This is a genomic window from Euzebyella saccharophila (genome assembly GCF_014855495.1).
In the GTDB taxonomy this organism is placed as follows: domain Bacteria; phylum Bacteroidota; class Bacteroidia; order Flavobacteriales; family Flavobacteriaceae; genus Euzebyella; species Euzebyella saccharophila.
This window is the reverse complement of record NZ_JACYFJ010000001.1, coordinates 1,307,416-1,326,595: the sequence shown is the minus strand read 5'-3', so window position 1 is coordinate 1,326,595 and position 19,180 is coordinate 1,307,416. Positions and strand designations below refer to the sequence as shown.

18 protein-coding genes are annotated in these 19,180 nt (G+C 39.4%); 15 read left to right on the top strand and 3 right to left on the bottom strand.

The annotated features are described in order from the left end of the window. Window positions 1-46: 46 nt before the first annotated feature. From purH to rodA, 6 genes are all read left to right on the top strand, one after another. On the top strand, window positions 47-1,573 hold the full coding sequence (gene purH / locus IL355_RS05525) for a bifunctional phosphoribosylaminoimidazolecarboxamide formyltransferase/IMP cyclohydrolase (protein ID WP_192461155.1): 1,527 nt from the start codon (window positions 47-49) through the stop codon (window positions 1,571-1,573). Window positions 1,574-1,642: 69 nt separating this feature from the next. Then, window positions 1,643-2,671: a rod shape-determining protein gene (locus tag IL355_RS05520; RefSeq protein WP_013992538.1), complete on the top strand. Its 1,029-nt coding sequence runs from the start codon at window positions 1,643-1,645 to the stop codon at window positions 2,669-2,671. Between the two features lie 90 nt (window positions 2,672-2,761). After that, window positions 2,762-3,583, top strand: coding sequence for a rod shape-determining protein MreC (mreC, locus tag IL355_RS05515; RefSeq protein ID WP_192461154.1), 822 nt, complete (start codon window positions 2,762-2,764; stop codon window positions 3,581-3,583). Further along, the gene (mreD, locus tag IL355_RS05510) at window positions 3,573-4,082 is read left to right on the top strand and encodes a rod shape-determining protein MreD (protein WP_187457881.1); all 510 of its coding nucleotides are present in this window, start codon (window positions 3,573-3,575) and stop codon (window positions 4,080-4,082) included. Before mreC ends, mreD begins: the two co-directional genes overlap by 11 nt. A gap of 55 nt (window positions 4,083-4,137) precedes the next feature. Next, window positions 4,138-6,048, top strand: coding sequence for a penicillin-binding protein 2 (gene mrdA, locus IL355_RS05505; protein WP_192461153.1), 1,911 nt, complete (start codon window positions 4,138-4,140; stop codon window positions 6,046-6,048). A gap of 8 nt (window positions 6,049-6,056) precedes the next feature. Beyond that, window positions 6,057-7,340: a rod shape-determining protein RodA gene (gene rodA / locus IL355_RS05500; protein WP_192461152.1), complete on the top strand. Its 1,284-nt coding sequence runs from the start codon at window positions 6,057-6,059 to the stop codon at window positions 7,338-7,340. On the opposite strand, the gene IL355_RS05495 is transcribed toward rodA, so the two are convergent. Beyond that, on the bottom strand, window positions 7,337-8,137 hold the full coding sequence (locus tag IL355_RS05495; RefSeq protein WP_192461151.1) for a DNA/RNA non-specific endonuclease: 801 nt from the start codon (window positions 8,135-8,137) through the stop codon (window positions 7,337-7,339). The two genes, rodA and IL355_RS05495, sit on opposite strands and share 4 nt — an antisense overlap. 183 nt (window positions 8,138-8,320) lie before the next feature. Between IL355_RS05495 and msrB the strand changes: the two genes are divergently transcribed. The 4 genes from msrB to IL355_RS05475 all read left to right on the top strand — a co-directional run bounded on the left by msrB (window position 8,321) and on the right by IL355_RS05475 (window position 10,453). After that, window positions 8,321-8,782 (top strand): peptide-methionine (R)-S-oxide reductase MsrB, encoded by a 462-nt coding sequence (gene msrB / locus IL355_RS05490; RefSeq protein WP_192461150.1) that lies wholly within the window; start codon window positions 8,321-8,323, stop codon window positions 8,780-8,782. Next, on the top strand, window positions 8,775-9,314 hold the full coding sequence (msrA, locus tag IL355_RS05485; RefSeq protein ID WP_192461149.1) for a peptide-methionine (S)-S-oxide reductase MsrA: 540 nt from the start codon (window positions 8,775-8,777) through the stop codon (window positions 9,312-9,314). Before msrB ends, msrA begins: the two co-directional genes overlap by 8 nt. Before the next feature lie 119 nt (window positions 9,315-9,433). Next, window positions 9,434-9,850 carry a DoxX family protein gene (locus IL355_RS05480; RefSeq protein WP_192461148.1) on the top strand — a complete coding sequence of 139 codons (417 nt, stop codon included), beginning with the start codon at window positions 9,434-9,436 and terminating at the stop codon, window positions 9,848-9,850. An 81-nt stretch (window positions 9,851-9,931) separates the two neighbouring features. Next, the gene (locus IL355_RS05475) at window positions 9,932-10,453 is read left to right on the top strand and encodes a peptide-methionine (S)-S-oxide reductase (RefSeq protein WP_192461147.1); all 522 of its coding nucleotides are present in this window, start codon (window positions 9,932-9,934) and stop codon (window positions 10,451-10,453) included. Between the two features lie 23 nt (window positions 10,454-10,476). On the opposite strand, the gene IL355_RS05470 is transcribed toward IL355_RS05475, so the two are convergent. Further along, entirely contained in the window at window positions 10,477-12,615 is a 2,139-nt protein-coding gene (locus IL355_RS05470) for a carboxy terminal-processing peptidase (protein WP_192461146.1), read from the bottom strand. Between the two features lie 190 nt (window positions 12,616-12,805). Between IL355_RS05470 and surE the strand changes: the two genes are divergently transcribed. The 5 genes from surE to IL355_RS05445 are packed head-to-tail and all read left to right on the top strand — an operon-like array spanning window position 12,806 to window position 17,609. Then, the gene (surE, locus tag IL355_RS05465) at window positions 12,806-13,582 is read left to right on the top strand and encodes a 5'/3'-nucleotidase SurE (RefSeq protein ID WP_192461145.1); all 777 of its coding nucleotides are present in this window, start codon (window positions 12,806-12,808) and stop codon (window positions 13,580-13,582) included. A 16-nt stretch (window positions 13,583-13,598) separates the two neighbouring features. Then, window positions 13,599-13,883: a hypothetical protein gene (locus tag IL355_RS05460; protein ID WP_187457891.1), complete on the top strand. Its 285-nt coding sequence runs from the start codon at window positions 13,599-13,601 to the stop codon at window positions 13,881-13,883. Between the two features lie 12 nt (window positions 13,884-13,895). Next, window positions 13,896-15,008: a lipid-A-disaccharide synthase gene (gene lpxB, locus IL355_RS05455; protein ID WP_192461144.1), complete on the top strand. Its 1,113-nt coding sequence runs from the start codon at window positions 13,896-13,898 to the stop codon at window positions 15,006-15,008. Window positions 15,009-15,043: 35 nt separating this feature from the next. Beyond that, window positions 15,044-15,595 carry a C40 family peptidase gene (locus IL355_RS05450; protein ID WP_192461143.1) on the top strand — a complete coding sequence of 184 codons (552 nt, stop codon included), beginning with the start codon at window positions 15,044-15,046 and terminating at the stop codon, window positions 15,593-15,595. 1 nt (window position 15,596) lies between these two features. Continuing rightward, window positions 15,597-17,609, top strand: coding sequence for a ComEC/Rec2 family competence protein (locus IL355_RS05445; RefSeq protein ID WP_192461142.1), 2,013 nt, complete (start codon window positions 15,597-15,599; stop codon window positions 17,607-17,609). A gap of 4 nt (window positions 17,610-17,613) precedes the next feature. On the opposite strand, the gene IL355_RS05440 is transcribed toward IL355_RS05445, so the two are convergent. Beyond that, entirely contained in the window at window positions 17,614-19,149 is a 1,536-nt protein-coding gene (locus IL355_RS05440) for a peptide MFS transporter (protein ID WP_192461141.1), read from the bottom strand. Window positions 19,150-19,180: the final 31 nt, after the last annotated feature.

Genomic DNA, 19,180 nt, shown 5'->3' with positions numbered 1-19,180 from the left:
ATTACTTTTGCGTGTCATTATAGTACGATAACTACACGCAAAGAAAATGAGCACTAAAAAAGTAACCTCCGCATTAATTTCCGTATTTCATAAAGATGGTCTCGAGCCTATTGTAAAAAAGTTTGATGAGCTCGGAATTACCATCTATTCTACTGGAGGAACCGAAAAATTTATCAAGGACCTAGGCATTGATGTTGTACCTGTTGAGGATGTCACCAGTTACCCGTCCATTTTAGGTGGCAGGGTCAAAACATTGCACCCTAAGGTTTTTGGAGGTATTCTTAACCGCCAGGATAACGAAACGGATGTTGCTCAATTAGAGGAGTTCGAAATTCCGCAGATAGACATTGTTATTGTGGATTTATATCCTTTTGAAAAAACCGTTGCCAGTGGCGCATCGGAACAAGATATTATTGAAAAGATTGACATTGGCGGAATTTCCCTGATCCGTGCTGCAGCAAAAAATTTCAAGGATGTACTTTGTGTTTCTTCCATGGAAGATTATGCAGAAGTGCTTGAAATCATCACCAATGGAAATGGCAGCACCACTCTTGAGGAAAGAAAAAGGTTCGCAACTAAATCCTTTAATGTCTCTTCCCATTATGATACGGCCATTTTCAATTATTTTAACCAAGGAGAAATTCCTGCCCTTAAAATGAGTGAAACCAACGGAAAAACCCTTAGATACGGGGAAAATCCACATCAAAAAGGGTATTTCTATGGTGATTTTGATGCGATGTTCAACAAGTTGCACGGCAAAGAGTTATCGTATAACAACTTATTAGATGTAGATGCAGCCGTGAACCTTATGCAAGAGTTTAGGGATGACGCTCCCACTTTTGCCATTCTTAAGCATAACAACGCCTGTGGCCTTGCCCAACGCGACACGATTCACCAAGCCTATGTTGATGCCTTAGCGGGAGACCCTGTTTCGGCTTTTGGCGGAATCTTGATCAGCAACGTGGAAATAGATAAACCTACAGCGGAAGAAATTCACCAATTGTTCTGTGAAGTTGTCATTGCCCCTAGTTATTCAGAGGAAGCTTTGGAAATTCTCAAAGGCAAAAAGAACCGTATAATTTTGGTTCAGAATGATATTGCATTGCCAAGTACACAGGTTCGCACTTGCCTGAACGGTGTTTTGGTACAGGACAAGGATAATAGAACGGATGCTGTTGAAGATTTGCAATATGTAACGGACAAAAAGCCTACACAAGAAGAAATTGAAGACTTGATCTTTGCCAGTAAGCTCTGCAAACACACCAAATCCAATACCATTGTACTTGCTAAAAACAAGCAACTGTGTGCCAGCGGAACAGGGCAAACATCTCGCGTAGACGCTCTAAATCAGGCAATTCACAAAGCAAATCACTTTAATTTTGACCTTAACGGGGCCGTAATGGCAAGTGATGCGTTCTTTCCATTTCCAGATTGTGTAGAAATTTCGCATAAAAATGGTATTTCTAGCGTTATACAGCCGGGCGGATCTATTAAGGATCAATTAAGCATCGATTATTGTAATGAAAATAATGTGTCTATGGTGATGACGGGCACCCGTCATTTCAAGCACTAATTTCACTACATTTGTCGATAACAAGCACACCCCAATCGAGCTTAGTAACATAACCAAAGTAAATTACAAATGGGATTTTTTGATTTCTTGACTGAGGAAATCGCTATCGACTTAGGTACTGCGAACACCCTCATCATTCATATGGACAAAGTTGTCGTAGACAGTCCATCTATTGTTGCACGCGACCGTATTTCCGGCAAAATCATTGCCGTTGGTAAGGAAGCCAATATGATGCAGGGGAAGACTCACGAAAATATCAAGACCATTAGACCTCTTAAGGACGGGGTTATTGCGGACTTTGATGCATCTGAAAAGATGATCAATATGTTCATTAAGAACATTCCGGCTTTAAAGAAAAAGTGGTTTCCACCTGCATTGCGCATGGTTATATGTATTCCATCGGGTATTACCGAAGTGGAAATGCGAGCGGTAAAAGAATCCGCCGAAAGGGTAAACGGTAAGGAAGTTTATCTTATCCATGAACCAATGGCTGCTGCTATTGGTATTGGACTTGACATCATGCAACCCAAAGGGAACATGATCGTGGATATAGGTGGAGGTACTACAGAAATTGCCGTAATCGCTTTGGGAGGTATTGTTTGTGACAAGTCCGTTAAAATTGCGGGTGACGTTTTCACCAATGATATTATTTACTACATGCGTACACAGCACAACTTGTATGTTGGTGAAGCTACTGCAGAAAATATTAAAATTGAAATTGGTTCCGCAACCGAGGATTTACAGACTCCTCCAGATGAAAAATCGGTACAAGGACGTGATTTGTTAACAGGTAAACCCAAGCAAGTTCAGATTTCCTATCGTGAAATTGCCAAGGCATTGGACAAATCCATTCTAAGGGTGGAAGATGCGGTTATGGAGACTTTATCCCAAACTCCGCCGGAATTAGCTGCGGATATCTACAACACCGGTATCTATTTGGCCGGTGGGGGATCCATGTTACGCGGTTTGGATAGAAGATTATCCCAGAAGACAGATTTACCTGTATACATTGCGGAAGATCCTTTAAGGGCCGTTGTACGAGGAACGGGTATTGCTTTAAAAAACCTTGAGCGCTACAAGAGCATCCTTATCAAATAAACCTTAAAAGAATTCGGGGCGATTTCGAAGGTTTTCTATTTCTATTTCCAATCGGAATGGCTTCGCAGGATTCAAAAAAATCTATAGCGAATGCAGCAGATCATCAATTTTATCATAAGGTATAAGAATTTCCTTCTATATATCCTGTTGATGATCATCTCATTGGGTTTTACCATCCAATCCCATTCATACCATCAATCAAGATTCTTTAATTCCTCTAACTGGGTAACGGGTAATATTTTACGCACTTCCAATAATGTTACTACCTATTTTGGCCTTGATCTAGAGAACCAGAGGCTCATGGAAGAAAATGAACGGCTGCGTTACCTTTTGTTCAACAGAAGCTCCTTAGATACGCTTGCCCTTGATTCTGTGCAGCAAACCTATACAGTGACCACAGGAAAGGTAATTAAAAACAGTTATGCACATCCAAGGAATTATATCACCATCAATCAAGGAGAAAAAGATAGTGTAAAACCTGATATGGGGGTGATTACCAGCAAAGGAATTTTAGGAATCGTAGAGAACGTCTCCAACAATTTTGCCACGGTACAGAGCATCCTCAATGAAAAATCCAACATAAATGCCAAAATAAAAAACACGGACCACTTTGGGTCTTTGGTTTGGGACATGAAACGTTTTGATGTCGTACAATTGGTAGATATCCCTAGATTGGTGCCCTTAACTATTGGGGATACCATTGTTACAGGAGGCATGAGCAGTATTTTTCCCGAAGGTATTCCCATCGGAACCATCCGGAAATTTGATTTGAATAGCTCACAAAGCTTTTATAGCATTGATGTTACTCTTTTCAACGATATGACGAACATTAAGAACGTTTATATTGTAAACAATAGATTTAGGGAAGAGATTTTGGAACTTCAAAACCAGACGGAAGCAGATGATAAGTAATTACTACATCTTAAATGTTTTGAGGTTTATCCTGTTGGTATTGGTGCAGGTATTGGTATTTAACCGGCTGAATTTTTTTGGTTTCATCAATCCCATGGTATATATTTTGTTTCTATACTGGTACCCTATAAAGGAGAATAGGGCCGCGTTTATAGGGCTAGGATTTTTACTTGGACTGGCCATAGATTTCTTTTCGGATACCATGGCCATTCACACGGCATCAACCATAACCATTGCGTACATAAGACCGGCTATTATGAGGTTTGTTTTTGGTGTAAATTTTGAATTTCAAAGTTTTAAATTAAGTAACACCACTCAGGTACAACAAATTACATTTTTAACGTTATTGATATTAGTACATCACTTGGTTTTCTTTACGTTGGAAATTTTCAGTTTGGCCAATTTCCTATTAGTTTTGAAAAAAGTTCTGGCTACGGGGGCGGCCACTCTTATACTTTGCTTGCTATTCGGCTCGCTGTTTAGTGTTCGCAAGGAATAAAAAAACCCGATATACAATTTCTAATTAATGCGATAATACCCAAATTTCATCATAGATGAAAAAGCTACTTTTATCTTCTATCATAGTAATCATCGCCATTACCTTTTTGGGGAGGTTATCCTATTTGCAAATTTTCACCTTTTCTCCTGATCAGGTATTGGAAGACCCTGCCATTAAAAGGGTATATGACTATCCGGAAAGAGGCTACATTTATGACCGGAATGGAAAGTTGTTGGTGGGTAATGACCCTGCTTACGATGTCATGGTCATACCAAGGGAAGTTAGGCAATTGGATACCTTGGAATTTTGTAAGTTATTGGGAATAGACAAGGAAAAGTTCAAAAAGGAGCTTAGAAAGGCGCGCATTTATTCACCCCGGCTACCATCGGTATTTGTACCCCAACTATCCAAGGAGGATTATGCCAAACTTCAGGAGAAGATGAGGCACTACAAAGGTTTTTACATTCAAAAACGTTCCCTTAGATATTATGACACCAAAAGTGCGGCTAACGTCTTAGGCTATATTAGTGAGGTAAATGAACGTGATTTGGCCAAAAACCCCTATTACGTCCAAGGAGAACTTACTGGGCGAACCGGTGTAGAAAAACAATATGAGGATATCCTAAGAGGAAGAAAGGGCGTACAATATATTCAAAAAGACCGCTTTAATAGGGATATTGGAAAATATAAAGATGGTATGATGGACACCTTGCCAGAACAAGGCATGGAAATTAATATTACCATTGATAAGACCTTACAGGAGTATGGGGAAAAATTGATGCATGGCAAAAGAGGGGGTATCGTTGCTTTGGAACCGGCTACGGGCGAAATTTTGGCAATGATTTCTGGGCCTACCTATGATCCCGCTCTTTTGGTAGGTCGCGAGCGATCAAAAAACTACAGCAAATTACATTACGACTCTATTGCCAAACCCTTGTTTGATCGTTCCATATTGGCCGAAGGTTCGCCCGGATCACCATTTAAAACCTTAAATGCCCTAGTTGCTTTGCAGGAAGGGGTCATTAACCCCAATACTACCGTACAATGCTATAACGGTTTTTATGTAGGCCGAAAGAAAAGGGGTTGCCATTGCGGTGGAGGGCTCCGTAGATTGAACGATGGAATCTATAAATCCTGTAATGCCTATTTCGCCGCAACCTTCAGAAAGATATATGAAAAGTTTGAAACTACGGACGAAGGTATGGATGTATGGGAAAAACATATGAAAAGCTTTGGTCTTGGTCAATATTTGGGGTATGATCTTCCTACCGGAAAAAAGGGGAGGATACCTAGTAAAGAATACTATGATAAGTGGTATGGAGACAACAGATGGGCCCCCTCTTACATTATCTCCAATTCTATTGGGCAAGGAGAAGTGGCCGTTACGCCTATTCAATTGGCCAATATGACTGCGGCCATTGCCAACAGAGGGCATTATTTTACTCCGCATATCCTTAAAAAAATAGATGGCAAGAACATAAGTATTCCAGATTACGTAGAGCCAAAACATACCACTATTGACAAACAGCATTTTGAGCCTGTGGTACAAGGAATGGCCGAGGTGTACGAAAAGGGAACAGCCAGATATGTGCAAATTCCGGATATTAGAATTGCCGGAAAGACAGGAACCGTAGAAAACTTTACAAAGATCGATAGCGTTCGTGTTCAGCTTACGGATCACTCCGTTTTTGTGGCCTTTGCTCCTGTAGAAAAACCGGAAATTGCCTTGGCAGTTTATATTGAAAATGGTTATTATGGCTCTAGGTATGCAGGTCACATAGCTTCCCTATTAATAGAAAAATATCTTAAAGGTGAAATATCTCGTACCGATTTGGAAAAGCGTATGCTAGAAAGAACCCTTGAATATGAATATGCCAAACCATATTTAGGAAGGGAGTTCAAAATTAACGAATACGATTGGAGCCAGCATTCAAAACCCTTGGAAGAACTTATTTCTAGAGAATAACCGCAACTATGGCAGGCAAAAGTGTACTTAAAAGGGTTGATTGGTTAACCGTTCTTTTTTATTTATTATTGGTAACCATTGGATGGGTAAACATCTATTCCAGTACTTTCTCTGAAGCCGATTCTTCCATCTTCGATTTTGGTGCGCTGCATGGCAAACAGTTATTTTTTATTTTGGCAAGCTTTGCTTCCATCGTTATTTTATTAGCATTGGAAGCCAGTTTTTACGAACGTTTTTCCAGTTTGCTTTATATTATCTGTCTAGTATTGCTACTAGGCCTTTTTGTCTTTGGCAAAACAATATCTGGGGCCACTTCTTGGTACAATTTAGGTTTTTTCAATTTCCAGCCTTCTGAACTTGCCAAGGTAGCAACGGCCTTGGCCTTGGCCAAATATCTTAGTGATATCCAAACGGATATCAAAAGGCGTAAGGACCAAATATATGCCTTTGCCATTATACTAATTCCCGCAATTCTCATCATACCCCAGCCAGACCCAGGTAGTGCACTGGTATTCTTCTCATTGACCTTTGTCATTTTTAGGGAAGGTCTGCCCCTCTACTATCTTGGTATTGCCATGTTGGCTATTTTAACCTTTATTAGCACCTTGATGTTTGGTACTATTTGGGTCGTCATATTCATCGCTCTTATTTTGATTCTGTTTTTTCTTTTGAAAAATAAAAAATTCAGGGTACCAGTTATACCCTTGTCCCTTGCCGTCATTGTAACCATTTTATTTTCTCTTAGCGTAAATTTTGTTTTCAATAATGTTTTTGAACAGCGCCACAGAGACCGTTTTAGCCTTTGGCTACGATTGGAAAAAGACCCAAATAAATTGGAGCAAATAAGAAAAACCATAGGCTATAATACCTACCAGTCCGAAAAGGCGATAGAATCTGGAGGTTTTTTTGGAAAAGGTTTTTTAGAAGGCACCCGTACCAAGGGAGATTTTGTACCAGAGCAACATTCAGATTATATTTTTACGACCGTAGGTGAAGAATGGGGATTTATTGGAACCGCAACCGTTGTCCTACTCTTCACCCTGCTTCTATTACGATTGGTCTATTTGGCCGAAAGGCAAAAAACAGATTTTAGTAGAATGTATGGGTATGGAGTTGTTTCTATTTTGCTTATCCATTATTTTATAAATATTGGGATGGTAATTGGAATCTTGCCAACCATTGGGATACCACTGCCGTTTTTCAGTTATGGCGGTTCAGGACTTTTATTCTTTACGGCACTGCTCTTTGTTTTTCTAAAGCTCGATGCCAACCGATTGAAAGAGGGAATTTAGAATTTCCAATCGGCAACATTATTTTTTGCTTCCAACTTTTTTTCCAGCTCCTCCGGTAGGTTTTCAAAAAAATCGATGCCCGTTCTCTTTTCAATTTCATCTACAGGCACCGCAAACTCTTGTAGTGGCCTTTTACTTTCACGCCCTAAAAATAGAAAACCCAACATTTTAGGTCCGTCAGAATCCCGCCTGGCCAATATCTTGTAGTAATATGTAGGTACATCAACATCTTCCTCTCCTATCTCTTCCAGTCCGTCTTCCAAAACACCCGCTGTTACCACAAATATTTCACCATATCTTCGGGCCATATTTCTTACTTCAATTTCAAGGCGATTCCAAATTCCGGAATTAAAAGCACGGTTTTGAGGACTTATATTGCTGGTGTAAAAAGTTTCATCGTAGGCTTGCTTAGAAAAGCGCCTATCCCCTGCGGGGCAAAGATGTCCTCTATCGTATCCAGAACCTCTATAGTTACGCCAATCAGCAGATTTTGTTTTTACTTTAGGGTCTTCTATAAAAAATGGCCTCTTTCGTTGGTCACTGGTGAGATGTTCTTTTTTTAATGTGTAAGCCACCCATTCTGCCTGTTCATAGGGTTCGTTATAGGAAAGAGTGTAGTAATTATGTTCAACAATGTCACCTGTAGTAGACTGCGGCATAAAATCTCGAGATATATCAGTTCTAAACGCCGGTATGGCTTCATCCGAGTAAGTAGCCGGTGTGTAGAAGTTCTCAAATATCCAGAATCCTACTACACAACATATCACCAAAACAGAATAAATAGTTCTCTTTTTCATACTGGGCAAAAATAGATAATTACACAGCTATGCAAAGATCTAGTCGATCAGAATTTAATTTTAAACTTGAAAGGATGTTAACCAAAATCCGACCAATAACCTGTATTAACAGCCTAAATTTTCGCTAAAGGGATAGGTTGGTTTAGGAACCTTTTCTATATTGTTTTATAAAAATAATTGAGTATGATTACATGGAAGGAAGTTATTAATTTTAGTGTAAAGGGAAATCCCACACCTGACAAACGTGTAGAGAAGACCGAAAAAGAGTGGCAGGAACTTTTAACACCAGAGCAGTTTTACATCACCCGAAAAAAGGGAACAGAAAGAGCGCATACCGGAGCACTTTGTAGCGCCCACGAGGCCGGAAAGTACAATTGTATTTGTTGTGACACCCCCCTTTTTAATTCTACCATAAAGTTTGAATCCGGTACAGGCTGGCCAAGTTTTACACAGCCTATTAAGGAGAACGCCATTAAATACGAAAAGGATACCGCCTTTGGAATGGTACGCGTTGAAGTAATGTGCAATACCTGTGATGCCCATTTAGGACATGTTTTCCCTGATGGACCAGAACCTAGCGGCCTCAGATATTGCGTAAACTCAGAATCATTAGAATTACAAAAAGAAGAATCAACACATGAGTAAATCAAATACCGAAATCGCCACTATAGGTGGTGGTTGTTTTTGGTGCGTAGAAGCACTTTTGCAGAATTTAAAAGGCGTAGAGAAAGTTATATCTGGATACAGCGGAGGAAATGCCCCTGGCAAACCCACTTACAGAGAGGTCTGTTCCGGTTTAACGGGACATGCAGAAGTAGTACAGGTAAGTTTTGACCCAAGTATTATTGCCTATAAAGATTTATTATCAATTTTCATGACCAGCCATGACCCTACAACCTTGAACAGACAAGGAGGAGATGTGGGTACACAGTATAGATCGGTCATTTTTTATCATGATAAAGATCAAAAACAAATTGCAGAGGAGGTACTTAAAGAGATGCAGCCTTATTATAATGACCCCATTGTAACGGAAATATCAGAAGCTCAGATATTTTATGAAGCAGAAGATTACCATCAAGATTATTATAGAAATAATACGGAACAAGGCTATTGTAGTGCGGTGATCACTCCTAAACTGGCAAAATTTAGAAAAATGCATGCTGAAAATTTAGCATAGCCCAACTACCCTTAAGAAAATTGCCACTTGTCTATAGTAATTAGTCAACCACCGACGCTGAGGCAGCAAAATGAATAGCTTAGTGGTAATTTTAGAATAGATTTAAAAATCCCATATCTATGAAAACTACTAAAATAAGCTACTTATTGGCACTGAGTTCATTCGCCATCGCTATGGTATACGCAGTTGTCAATTCTTTTGTAAATTATGAAACCGTTGTTGGAACATTTGATAAATTAGGATATCCCCCATATCTTATATTTGTAAATGGAGCAGCGCAACTAATTGGGTTGGCCGTCCTTATTCTTAACAAGAACAATTGGATGACCGAGTGGGCGTACGCCGGATTCTTTATGAATTTTATTTTCGGTATAATCGCCCATTTAATGGCTAAGGAAGGTAATGGTGCAGCTGCGGTACTTTGTATAATATTACTTTGGTTAACTTACGTACAAGGTAAAAGAATGCACGAACAAAAAGGTCTTGAACAAGAGGCTATAACAGAAACTAATAATGCTTTAAGGTCAATTGCTTAAAGAATACGTTTGTAAATTTCGATTCTTAAGGCCTACTTATAATAGTAGGCCTTTTTATTTTGTAATAGCAAAATCCTATTTATGAAAAAGATTGGTCTAGGTGGTGGATGCCATTGGTGTACAGAGGCTGTTTTTCAATCCATAAAAGGGGTTTTAAAAGTGGACCAAGGTTTTATTGCCTCCTACGGAAGAAACAATGCCTTTTCAGAAGCAATTATTGTACATTTTTCAGGTTCGCAAATTACACTAAAGAAACTCATTAAAATCCACTTAGAAACCCATAAAAGTTCTAGCAATCATTCAATGAGAGATAAATACCGTTCTGCCATCTATTGTTTTGACCAAGAACAAAAGGAACAAGTTGACGAAATTTTAAGTGAATTCCAAAACAATTACAATCAAAAGATTATAACCCAATCCCTATTGTTCTCTGCATTTAAAGCATCTAAAGAAGAGTTTAGGAACTATTATCAAAAAGGTCCGGAAAAACCATTTTGCAAGACCTACATAGCCCCAAAACTTGAACATATCAAAGCAAACCATAAAGAGCATTACCAAACTCCTTTAAACGAAAAAAAGCTTCAGAAAAAACTGAAGCTTTAATAAATTGTTTGCTATTATTTTAATTATCCTTTAACGGCTAATTTTCCATGTTTAATGTTGTTAACCTTCAAATCCTGAAGAACATTAACGGCCTCTTCAACGTAGACGTCTTTGGCCAGACTTTTATGCCACCTATCTCTTTTTTCCCTTAAAACCGAATCTTGGGTAAATAACTCTTCTTCATATTTCAAGGACTCAAATGATAACTTACTATCATAGTCATTGATAGTTTTAAAATAATCTGACTTTACTTTATCCTTTTCTTCCTCCTTTTTATAGGCGTCATAATTTAAGGAAATTACCATTTCATCTTGCTGTGATTTTAACCACTTAGCATTCTCTTCTATCAACTTGATCTGTGGGTTATCTTTCATTCTACGAGTGCTATTGGCCACCGTTTGCTCATAATCGATGTAACCCTCCCAAGGCTTGTAATCCGCAGGGGAAATTTTATCCCATTTTAAAGGATTACTTTGATCTCTCTCTCCAAGGTCTATGTAACTATATTTATCCGGCACCACCACATCACTTTTAACCCCTTCCAATTGGGTGGAACCACCATTGATTCTATAGAATTTTTGAGTTGTTAACTTAATAGCCCCAAGTTGACCATGTTCATTGCTCCTTACAATATTGTCCAAGGGTATCACATTTTGTACGGTACCCTTACCAAACGTCTGCTTACTTCCAATTACAATGGCTCTTTTATAATCTTGCATGGCTGCGGCCAAAATTTCCGATGCAGAGGCAGAAAGCTCGTTCACCAAAATTACCAACGGACCATCCCACTGAATGCGTTCATCCTTATCATCGTATACATCTTTTCCTTTCCCAGAAGAGCGTACTTGCACAATAGGCCCATCCTTTATGAAAAGTCCGGCCATTTCTACTACCGTCTTTAAAGAACCTCCACCATTGTCGCGTAAGTCCAAAATCAAGCCTTCTGCTCCTTCTTGCTTTAAACGCTCCACTTCTTTGGCCACATCTGTAGCTGCATTCCTTTCCGTGTAATCATCAAAATCAACATAGAACTTAGGCAAATCTATTAGGCCGAATTTCTGATTTCCTTTAATGATATTTGCCGATTTTGCAAAGGACTCCTCCAATTCAACTACGTCTCGCGTTAAGGAAACCTCCTCCATTGACCCATCAATCTTCCTGACTGTAAGTTTAACAATGGTCCCCTTAGGCCCCTTTATCAACTTAATGGCATCATCTAGGCGCATACCAACTATATTAATGGGCTCTTCACCTTCTTGGCCCACTTTTAATATCTGATCTCCAACCTCTAATTGACCGTCTCTCCAGACAGGCCCCCCAGAAATGATATCTACAATCTTGGCACCTTCGGGCTTTTTCTGTAAACGGGCCCCGATTCCTTCAAACTTACCCGACATGCTCATATCAAATTTCTCTTTGTCATCTGGAGCAAAGTAAAAGGTATGGGGGTCAAACTCATCCACAATCGTATTGATATATTGTACAAACCAATCCTTGCGCTCTAAATCACCAACAAAATCAAAGAACTCATCCAACGTTTTTTTTGTTGATGCCCTCGCAGAAGCTTCGGCCTCTTTTGGAGAGGTTATTTTTGGAGAACCTTCTTCAGTACTTTCCTCATCATCTCCATTTTTCAATTGGCGCAATTTAGAATCATAGGTACCTAACGTGGCATATTTAAGTTGTAATCTCCATCGCTCGTGCAGCTCATCCTTATCCTTGGCAAATGCCATTTTTTCGTAATCTATATCGATATTTTCATTTTTTGAATAATCGAAAGGCGTATCCAATACTTCTTGATACAGTATCTTGGCAGATTCCATTCGCATCATAAGCCTATCATACACCAAATTGAAGAAACTTATATCAGTGCTCTTTATTTGATCATCTAATTGAAACTTATACTGCTCAAACTCCTTAATATCACTTTCGAGAAAATATCTTTTGGTAGGATCTATAACATCCAGAAAATCATTAAAAATACTTACTGAAAAATCATCGTTGATATCCTTTGGCTCATAATGGCCTTTTTGTAGTACGTACGTTATTAAATCGAGAAGTAACTTATCCTTATCATCATTTTCAAAAGACTTATTGGTGAAACCGCAGGAGGCCACTGAAATAAGCATTACCCCAAGTATATAGGCAAGATTTCTTTTCATACAAACTTTATTTCGATTTTTCTAAAAAACCGTTCGCAAAACGATCGGGATTTCTTAGTTAAAACTAATGAATTCCCTAAGATACAGAAAAAACCATGCCACCTCTTTGCGAGTGCCATTAATATTTTGTTAAACGAACGAAGGCCGATATCTTTTGTAAAACGTATTTTTGTGCCAGAAATTATCCTGTATGAAAAAACCTTTGATATTGGTTACCAATGATGATGGAATTACGGCACCGGGCTTGCGCGCCCTTATAAGCTATATGAAGGAAATTGGAGATGTAGTAGTGGTTGCACCAGATAGCCCACAATCTGGTAAAGGGCATGCCATTACCATTGACAACACCTTGTTTTCCACGAAATTGAACGTAAATAAAAAAAAGGACGCTTCTTTGGAATATAGCTGTAGCGGCACTCCGGCTGACTGTGTAAAATTAGCGCTACAGGAACTTCTTGACCGCAAACCGGATATTTGCGTTAGCGGAATCAACCATGGGTCCAATTCCTCTATCAATGTCATCTACTCCGGCACAATGAGTGCTGCTATCGAGGCAGGTATAGAAGGTATCCCGGCCATTGGATTTTCCCTGTGTGATTATAGCTGGGAGGCCAACTTTGATCCTGCTGAAAAAGCTATCAAAACCATTGTAAAAAAAGCACTTAAAAATGGCATTCCAAAGGGAGTGGTACTCAACGTAAATATTCCTAAGGCTTCAAAAGAAGAATTAAAAGGCATTAAAGTATGCAGACAGGCCAGAGCCAATTGGAAAGAAAAATTCGACAAAAGAACTAGTCCGGCAGGCCGCGACTATTATTGGCTAACCGGAGAATTTGAACTTCTGGACAAAGGTGAGGACACGGACGAGTGGGCCTTGGCAAACAATTATATTTCGGTAGTACCGACCCAATTTGACCTTACGGCCCACCATGCCATTCAGGGTTTAAACGAATGGGGATTTAACTGATCTAAAAACCAACCAAATGAACACAAAAAAAGAACTGATGATAGGATTTCTAGTGGGCATTATTGCCAATTCTATTGGCACACTGCTATACATCCTCCTTTTTTCAGACCTCGGAATTATGGAAACTTTTCAAGCCGCAATTGAACAAGAACACTTAGGAAGCCTACTTGCCTTAGGAGCCATTTTAAACCTGATAGCATTTTTCGGATTTTTGAAAATACGAAGAGACCAACGGGCCAAAGGTGTACTTATCGCCACTATTTTAACAGCTATGGTCATTTTGTATTACAAAGTATTTTAATAGCACCCCTCGATGAAGTACTACATAATTGCCGGTGAAGCTTCAGGAGACCTACACGGCTCCAACCTTATAAAAGCCTTAAAAATAAAGGATCCAAATGCCCATATTCGTTGCTGGGGAGGTGACTTGATGCAAAAAGCGGGCGGGCAATTGGCCAAGCACTATAAAGAAATGGCCTTTATGGGGTTCTTGGAAGTCATCATGAACCTGGGCACCATATCAAAGGCAATCAAGTACTGCAAAGAGGATATAAAAACTTTTGACCCAGATCAACTCATTTTTATAGATTATTCAGGATTTAACCTTAGAATAGCCAAGTGGGCCAAACAGGCCGGTTTTCACACCAACTATTATATTTCACCGCAGATTTGGGCTTCTAGGGAAGGCCGAATTAAAGATATTAAGCGGGACATAGATCACATGTATGTAATCCTCCCCTTTGAAAAGGATTTCTATGAAAAGAAACATGGCTACCCTGTTAATTTTGTGGGCCACCCCCTAATCGATGCCATCGACAATAGGGAGGAAATTGACGCGACGGAATTTAAAAAGCAATCCGGACTCCACCCAACAAAACCCATCATCGCCCTGCTACCCGGAAGTAGAAAACAGGAGGTACAAAAAATGTTGACCGTGATGCTTAGCGTTGTACCCGATTTTACCGATTATCAATTTGTCATTGCCGGTGCTCCAAGCTTGGATGATGAATTCTATCTTCCGTTTTTGAAAAATCCGCAAGTGAATTTTGTAAGTAATCAGACTTACAACTTACTGACAATTTCACATGCGGCCTTAGTAACCAGCGGAACGGCCACTCTTGAAACCGCCCTCTTCAAGGTGCCCCAAGTAGTCTGCTATAAAGCCAACTGGTTTTCATACCAAATAGCCAAAAGAATAATTACCCTTAAATATATTTCTTTGGTCAATTTGATAATGGATAAAGAGGTGGTCACGGAACTTATCCAAAACGATTTAACATCGAAAAATGTTAAAAATGAACTTAGTAAAATTCTAGACGGTCCCTTTAGAGACCAGCAATTGGAAGCCTACTCGGCCTTGGAAAGCAAACTTGGGGGCAAGGGCGCTAGCACCAAGGCAGCATCACTTATTGTAGAAAATGCTTAATTTTGATATCCAAGTGACGACCACATCATTTGGGTATGCGTAAAATTCTCATCTTATTTTCCATTTTTTTACTGGCCAGTTGCGGTGCTTCCAAAAAAAGGAAATCGCAAACAAGGCAGCCTAGAACCGTATCGGTTTCAGCCAGCACCAAAGATGACTCATCTAAGCTTCCATCTCCCAGAAAACCCAAAACAATAAAACGTACTAAGGCAGATGACATTATCAAATCCGCCTTGCAATACTCGGGGGTGCGGTACAAGTTTGGGGGAACGACCAAAAAAGGAATGGATTGCTCAGGTTTACTGTACGTCGCTTTCGGCGAGAATGATGTAGACCTTCCCCGAACCTCTTATCACATGGCCGAAGAAGGGAAAAATATTAAAATTAAGGATGTAGAAAAGGGAGACCTTCTATTTTTTAGAACCAGTAGACGAGCCAAAAGAATCAACCATGTAGGTATGGTCGTGGCCGTAGAAAACAACGAAGTTAAGTTTGTACACGCCTCTACTTCAAGAGGCGTAATTGTATCTTCTTTAAGGGAAGGCTATTGGAACAGTGCTTTTGTGAAGGCCACAAGAGTGCTATAATATGAGGCTTCTCAAGTCCATACCCATAAAACTTACTTTTTTTCTGATAATTGGAATTCTATTGGGGGATATCATACAACCCGCCATTATTCCGACAATTCTTATTGTAGCCATTTCTTTAGTAGTACTTTGGATACTGTTTCGAATTCATAAAACTGCAAGTGTATCCTTTGGCATTTTAGCTTGCCTTACCGCTTGCGGGATAGGGATATTGGCCATTTCTATGGCTCATCCTATAAACCAACCCAACCATTATACCCATTTTTCTAAAGGCGATGCTCAAATCTTACACTTGAAAGTACGAGAAGTATTGAAGCCCACCTCGTTTTCTAATCGCTATGTCGTAGAAGTAGAGAGTGTAGATAAAGAACAGACAAAAGGAAGGTTATTACTAAGTACACCATTAGATTCTAACCTAAGAAATTTTAAGGTGGATGCCGAATTTCTTTATTCGGGCAAACTAACTCCTATAAATGCCCCACTCAATCCCCATCAATTCAATTATCAAAAATACATGTCCCATTTGGGAATTCACCATCAAATAAGGCTTGATAAGGACAACCATGTCACTATCAAAAATCCTGACCCTACTTTTCTTGGCAGAGTTGCAGCCTTCCGCTCTTACCTCATAGAAAAACTAAAATTAGAAAATTTCGGCGATGAGCAATTGGGGGTTATACAAGCATTGCTTCTTGGGCAAAGGGACGATATTCTAAAAGACACCTATGAGAATTATAAAAATGCAGGCGCTGTTCATATTTTGGCCGTTTCCGGACTACATGTGGGTATTCTTTTGCTTATTATTCAATTTATCTTAAAGCCCCTAGAAGCTTTTCCGAGAGCGAAGACCATTAAGCTGCTTTGCACTTTGTTGCTCTTATGGGGATTTGCCCTTTTAGCCGGTTTTTCCGCTTCTGTAGTTAGGGCCGTTACCATGTTTTCATTCTTTGCCTACGCCATGCACATTAACCGCCCCAATAACACTTTTAACATATTGGCGTTGTCAATGTTTTTTATCCTTTTGGTCATTAATCCTAGATTGTTATTTCAAGTGGGGTTTCAAATGAGTTATGCTGCCGTAGCGGCTATTGTTTGGTTGTATCCGCTACTGCAGAACATGTGGTATCCGAAGAATAAAGTTCTAAAATATCTTTGGCAACTTTTATCGGTAAGTATTGCTGCGCAAGCAGGGGTACTTCCTATTAGCTTATTTTATTTCCATCAATTTCCGGGTCTATTTTTTATCAGCAATCTATTGATTATTCCCGCTTTGGGAATTATTCTGGGAATGGGGCTTCTAGTTCTATTTCTGGCCGCTATTAACCTATTGCCTTCGGAACTTACATCACTCTACAATGCCATCATTGGTTACATGAACAAGGTAGTAGCCTGGGTAGCACAACAGGAGTCCTTTATTTTTAAGAATATTTCTTTTGATGCTTTCCAACTCATCCTAAGTTACGCTATTCTCTTTCTACTTGTCCTTTTCCTGTCACGTGCCAGTTTTAAAAAGTTCCTATGGTTAGCGATTGTTATCATAGGTATGCAGGCATATTCAATTTTTGCTTCCTATAACACCAAAACCAGCGAAGCGCTCTTAATAGCCCATGAAACCGCAAACACCTTACTCCTACACCATGAAGGAACGGCCTTGAATACGTTTTCAACGACCCAAGCTCCGGAAAGAATTATTGCTGACTATCAAGTAGCCGAAAGAATTCAAATGATTACCCATGACTCCCTGGCAAACAGCTATCAATGGAAGGGGAAAAACATTTTGATTGTGGACAGTGCCGCTGTTTATACCTCATCCAAAGAAAAAATAGACTATCTGGTCTTAACACAATCGCCAAAATTGAACTTGAACCGACTTATTGATTCCATTCAGCCTCAAAAAATTATAGCTGATGGCAGTAATTACAAGAGTTATGTGAAGCGCTGGGCACGTACGTGCCAACAAAGAAAACTCCCTTTCCACTACACGGGCGAAAAGGGAGCTTATTATTTTGAATAAAAAATTAATGTACGCGACCCATCAATTTTTTAATTAGAGGTGATGCCAATAATACAATAATTCCCGCGCCGAGAGCATATTTAGCAATTAGTTCAAATCCTCCAGTATATACTGAAAGGGTCTCAAAACCTCCAACATTTTTGTCCGTACTTTTAATCGCTAATTGCTTACCTATGAACCCTACTACCTGAAAGGCGAATGCCGAAGACAAAAACCAAACCCCCATCATGAAAGCTACAATTCTCTTTGGTGACAAGTCCGTTATTTTAGACAATCCAACTGGGGACATAAATAATTCCCCTACGGACAGCAAAAAGTACATTAACAGTAAATAGTAAAAAGGTACAAATCCACTCTCATTGGCACTAGAGGCACTAATTGCCAAGGCATAAAAACTGATACCGGCAAAGACCAATCCAAGCCCAAATTTATATGGAGTTCTTGGATTTAAATTTTTCTTACTTAAATAGGTCCACATTAACGAAATAGGAATAGCCAAAATTATGATGAACATAGAATTTAACGAATTGGTCTGCGCAGCCGTCATAATACCGTCCAAATCCACATTTCTGGCAGCAAACAAGGTTATAACACTTCCTGAAAGTTCATGGAATCCCCAAAATATGGTCATGAAGAAGGTGATAAGCACTGCAACAAAGAGTTTCTTTCTCTCATCTGCATTCGCTTGATACATAATGTAACCGAGGTAAGCCAAAATTGCAATTCCAATCAGTTTAAATATAATATTTACTATATTTTGATCTTCAAAAAAACTTCCTTCCGAACCCAGAGGCTGATACGACGATAGTAAAAATGCGATTACAGGTGCGGCAATAAATGCCAGAATTGGCACCAATATACCCTGCTTGACACCTATTACCTTTTTGTTTAGGACTTGATTATTTGGGGGCAATCCTCGATTTCCAAAAACATTCTTCTTTATTCCACTCCAAAAAAATATGAGACCAGTAAGCATTCCTATGCCAGCCAGTCCAAATCCATAATGCCAACCATACTCTACGGCTAACCAACCACACAATAAAGGAGCTATCCACCCTCCAATATTAATTCCCATGTAAAAGATGGTAAACCCAGAATCCTTTTTAGCACTACCGGGAGGATAAAGTGTACCCACAAAAGTGGAGATATTGGGCTTAAAAAAGCCGTTACCTACAATAATTAGCGATAGGGCCAAAAAGAAGGCTATATTATGTTCAATGGCCAAAACAAAATGACCGATCGACATTAAAATTCCACCAAGAAATATGGAGTTTCTCATACCTAAAATGGTATCCGAAATTCGTCCACCAATCACCGTTGATGCGTATACTAAGGAGCCATAACTTGAATATACCGCTGCAGTAGCAAAATCCCTTTCAGCGAGTGCAGCAAAAATTACATCTACCATGTAAAGGGTTAGCAAGGCCCTCATCCCATAGAAACTGAAACGTTCCCATAATTCTGCAAAAAACAAATAAAACAATCCTTTTGGATGTCCGAACATTTGTTGTTGCTCCATAAACTCGCTTTTGGTCTCCATTTACACTTTGTTTAGTTATGAATTGATAAGA

Excerpts from the sequence above, each read along its gene's own strand:
- purH (WP_192461155.1), top strand. The coding sequence starts at position 47 with ATGAGCACTAAAAAAGTAACCTCCGCATTAATTTCCGTATTTCATAAA.
- IL355_RS05520 (WP_013992538.1), top strand. The coding sequence starts at position 1,643 with ATGGGATTTTTTGATTTCTTGACTGAGGAAATCGCTATCGACTTAGGT.
- mreC (WP_192461154.1), top strand. The coding sequence starts at position 2,762 with ATGCAGCAGATCATCAATTTTATCATAAGGTATAAGAATTTCCTTCTA.
- mreD (WP_187457881.1), top strand. The coding sequence starts at position 3,573 with ATGATAAGTAATTACTACATCTTAAATGTTTTGAGGTTTATCCTGTTG.
- mrdA (WP_192461153.1), top strand. The coding sequence starts at position 4,138 with ATGAAAAAGCTACTTTTATCTTCTATCATAGTAATCATCGCCATTACC.
- rodA (WP_192461152.1), top strand. The coding sequence starts at position 6,057 with ATGGCAGGCAAAAGTGTACTTAAAAGGGTTGATTGGTTAACCGTTCTT.
- IL355_RS05495 (WP_192461151.1), bottom strand. The coding sequence starts at position 8,137 with ATGAAAAAGAGAACTATTTATTCTGTTTTGGTGATATGTTGTGTAGTA.
- msrB (WP_192461150.1), top strand. The coding sequence starts at position 8,321 with ATGATTACATGGAAGGAAGTTATTAATTTTAGTGTAAAGGGAAATCCC.
- msrA (WP_192461149.1), top strand. The coding sequence starts at position 8,775 with ATGAGTAAATCAAATACCGAAATCGCCACTATAGGTGGTGGTTGTTTT.
- IL355_RS05480 (WP_192461148.1), top strand. The coding sequence starts at position 9,434 with ATGAAAACTACTAAAATAAGCTACTTATTGGCACTGAGTTCATTCGCC.
- IL355_RS05475 (WP_192461147.1), top strand. The coding sequence starts at position 9,932 with ATGAAAAAGATTGGTCTAGGTGGTGGATGCCATTGGTGTACAGAGGCT.
- IL355_RS05470 (WP_192461146.1), bottom strand. The coding sequence starts at position 12,615 with ATGAAAAGAAATCTTGCCTATATACTTGGGGTAATGCTTATTTCAGTG.
- surE (WP_192461145.1), top strand. The coding sequence starts at position 12,806 with ATGAAAAAACCTTTGATATTGGTTACCAATGATGATGGAATTACGGCA.
- IL355_RS05460 (WP_187457891.1), top strand. The coding sequence starts at position 13,599 with ATGAACACAAAAAAAGAACTGATGATAGGATTTCTAGTGGGCATTATT.
- lpxB (WP_192461144.1), top strand. The coding sequence starts at position 13,896 with ATGAAGTACTACATAATTGCCGGTGAAGCTTCAGGAGACCTACACGGC.
- IL355_RS05450 (WP_192461143.1), top strand. The coding sequence starts at position 15,044 with ATGCGTAAAATTCTCATCTTATTTTCCATTTTTTTACTGGCCAGTTGC.
- IL355_RS05445 (WP_192461142.1), top strand. The coding sequence starts at position 15,597 with ATGAGGCTTCTCAAGTCCATACCCATAAAACTTACTTTTTTTCTGATA.
- IL355_RS05440 (WP_192461141.1), bottom strand. The coding sequence starts at position 19,149 with ATGGAGACCAAAAGCGAGTTTATGGAGCAACAACAAATGTTCGGACAT.